Genomic DNA, 3,301 nt, shown 5'->3' with positions numbered 1-3,301 from the left:
ATCCCGGAGGCGGCCCGGGAGGCCCCTCGACATGTTCGCGCTCCGGCTGGCCGGGAGCCGCCGGCCAATTTCCGGGGGCCGCCGCCTGCCGCTGCTCGCCCGGCCGGCCGAGCATGCCTTCGACGCGATTGATCGTCGCTTCGACCAATATGTCGTTCGGCCCGCCGATCAGCAGGAGATGTTCGACATTGTCCCGCCGCACGATGACGAGCTGGCGTTCCCGATCGAGATCGAACACGTCGACGATGTCCAGCCGTCGCGCCCGGTTGCGCGGAGCGGACGAGCGGATGCGGCGACCGAACAACAGCCGGATAATATACAGGACGAGCACTGCGGCGACGAGGAACGCCACGAGCGCTCCAAGTATTGGGAGCAGTTGCGTGAATCTATCTGGCATGAACGGCCGTCTCTTGTTGTAAGGCGCGGGAACCTTGCCAAATTAACAGCTTTCATGGCAAGCGCCGAAAAAAGGTTAATCAATGGTTAATCCGTGACGCATAGCGGGGGATTTTACATTGGCGCCGTTGCCAGAAGGCGCCGCCGCGGCCATTGTTTTCCGAATGATTCTGCGCGCGTCGGCCCATAAGCGGGAAAGACGCCTGCGGCGCGGACCGTCTCGATCGGCGAAATGGCGCGGGTGAACGAGAGATGACCGACAGGATAGCGGCGTCGGCATTCGAGCGGAGCGAGCGTCCCGCCAGCGTCGGGCTTGTCCTGGCGCTCGCGGTCGCCGTCGTCGCGGCGCTCGCCGTCTATTATTTCGCGCCCGTGGAGCTCGCCCCGCGCTTCGCCATGCTCGCGCTGGCGTTCTTCGGCTTCGCCGGGGTGTTCTTTCTTTTCGCTTACGCCGTCGGGCTCATCCAGTTTTCCAACCGGATCGCGCGCAACGACGTGACGAAGCTCATCGCCGACACCGCCGGCGAAGGACTGCTGGTCACGCGCGGAGAAACGCGAATCCTCTATGCCAACGACGCCTATATGGCTCTGTGCGGGGCCCGCGACGCCTCCGGCCTTCAGGTCGTCGAGCGGCTATTCTCGGGACCGCCCGAGGTTTCCGAGGCGATCTACAGGCTCGCGCAGGCGGCGCGGCTCGGAAATGCGCATACGGAGGATTTGCGCCTTTCGCCGCCGCTCTCCGGCAAGAGCGCGGTCATCGGCGCGGTCGGCTGGTATCGAATCCGCGTCCGGCCGCTGCCGATGACGGGAGGCGCGCGCGCGAGCCTCTGGACCGTCGCCGACGTGACGGCCGACCGGGAGCGCCAGGAAAATATCTTTCAGGAACTGCAGCACGCGATCGACTTTCTCGATCACGCGCCGGCTGGTTTCTTTTCCGCCGGCGCAGACGGCGCCGTCTCTTACATGAACAAGACCCTCGCCGGCTGGCTGGGCTACGACCTCACGCAGGTCGGCTCCGGGGGCGCGACCCTCGCCGCGATCGTCGCCAATAACGGCGCCGCGCTGCTGACGGCGATCTCCGGCGCGCCGGGCGAGGTGCGCACCGAGCAGATCGATCTCGATCTGCGTTGCCGCAACGGACGGTCGCTCCCCGTGCGCCTCTTGCATCAGGTCGCTTTCGGCCAGGACGGCGCGGCCGGCGCCTCGCGCACGCTCGTGCTCAACCGCGCGGCGGGCGAGCAACCGGAAGAAGACCTGCGCGCAGCGGAAGTGCGTTTCGCCCGCTTCTTCAATTCGACGCCCATGGCGATCGCGACTCTCGACCCGGAAGGCCGCGTGCTGTCCTCCAACGCCGCTTTCGCGAGGCTGCTGCCGGAGGCGCTCAAGGCCGGCCATGGCAAGGACGGCGCGCCCTGGTCGGTGCTTGCGGGGCTCGGCGAGCGCGACGGCGCGGCTTTGCGCAAGGCGATCGAGGACGCGATCGAAGGCAAGGGCGAGGTGCGCCCCGTCAACGTTCTCTTCGAGGACGGCGCCGCGTCGCGCTCGGCGCGTTTCTTCGTCTCTTCGGCAGAGGACGCCGGCAAGAAAGGCGCGATGATCTACGCGCTCGACACCACCGAGCAGCGCAAGCTGCAGGAGGAGTTCGCGCAATCGCAGAAGATGAACGCGGTCGGCCAGCTTGCCGGCGGCATCGCGCATGACTTCAATAATATGCTGACGGCGATCATCGGCTATTCCGATCTTCTGCTGTCGAGCCATCGGCCGACGGACCCGGCTTTCCGCGACATTCGCCAGATCAAGGAGACCGCCAATCGCGCGGCGGGCCTCACGCGCCAATTGCTTGCTTTCTCCCGCCGCCAGACTCTGCGTCCGCAAGTGCTGCAACTTGGCGACGCGCTTTCCGAAGTGCAAAATCTGCTGCGCCGCATCGTCGGCGAGAAGAACGAGCTCGAATTGCGCCTCGGCCGCGATCTGTGGTTCGTGAAGGCCGATCTGACGCAATTCGAGCAGGTCGTCATCAATCTCGTCGTCAACGCCCGCGACGCCATGCCGGAATCGGGCGGGCGCGTGCAAATCCGCACGCGCAATGTGACGCAGGCCGAGTGCGCGAGCTTCAACGAGCCGCAACTGCCGCCGGCCGACTATGTCCTCGTCGAAGTGGAGGACAATGGGGCCGGCATTCCGCCGGATGTGAAGGAGAAGATTTTCGAGCCCTTCTTCACGACGAAGGAGGTCGGCAAGGGCACGGGCCTCGGGCTTTCGACCGTCTTCGGCATCGTCAAGCAGTCGGGCGGCTTCATCTTCGTCGACAGCGAGGTCGGGCGCGGCGCGGCGTTCCGCATCTTCCTGCCGCGCTACACGCCCGACGAGAAGGAGGCGCCGCAAAAGGCCGACGCGCCCAAGGTCGCGGCGGATTATACCGGGCAGGGCGTCATCCTGCTCGTCGAGGACGAGGACGCGGTGCGCTCCATCGGGGCGCGGGCCTTGAGTTCGCGCGGCTTCACCGTTCTCGAGGCGACGACGGGCCTCGAGGCGTTGGAGGTCGTCGATCGCGTCGACGGCAAGATCGATCTCATCGTCTCCGACGTGGTGATGCCGGAGATGGACGGCCCCGCCATGTTCGCGGAACTGCGCAAGCGCGGCGTCAAGGCGAAGGTGATCTTCGTTTCCGGCTATGCGGAAGAGGCCTTCGCCAAGAACCTGCCCGAGGGCGATTTCGGCTTTCTGCCCAAGCCCTTCTCGATCAAGCAACTGATCGAGACGGTGAAGACGCATATCGAGTGAGTAGCCTCACAGCGACGGGGCCACGACGCGCACGCGGCGGCTGACGCCGTCAGGCCCCACGATTTCGCGATAGACCTCGGGCGCGGCGGCGCCGGCTTCGGGCGCCGATGGCGGCGGCGCG

1 protein-coding gene and 1 pseudogene are annotated in these 3,301 nt (G+C 66.1%); one reads left to right on the top strand and one right to left on the bottom strand.

Annotated features, from left to right (window positions below):
- Positions 1 to 397 (bottom strand): annotated as a pseudogene (locus V3H18_RS16415) (hypothetical protein); the annotation flags it as partial.
- A gap of 251 nt (positions 398 to 648) precedes the next feature.
- Between V3H18_RS16415 and cckA the strand changes: the two are divergent.
- Positions 649 to 3,180 (top strand): cell cycle histidine kinase CckA, encoded by a 2,532-nt coding sequence (gene cckA, locus V3H18_RS16410; protein ID WP_332083159.1) that lies wholly within the window; start codon positions 649 to 651, stop codon positions 3,178 to 3,180.
- The last annotated feature ends 121 nt before the right edge of the window (positions 3,181 to 3,301 follow it).

This window comes from Methylocystis borbori (assembly GCF_036576025.1).
GTDB classification, from domain to species: Bacteria; Pseudomonadota; Alphaproteobacteria; order Rhizobiales; family Beijerinckiaceae; genus Methylocystis; species Methylocystis borbori.
Note: the sequence above shows the minus strand (reverse complement) of the source record. Positions and strands in the feature narration are given on the sequence as shown.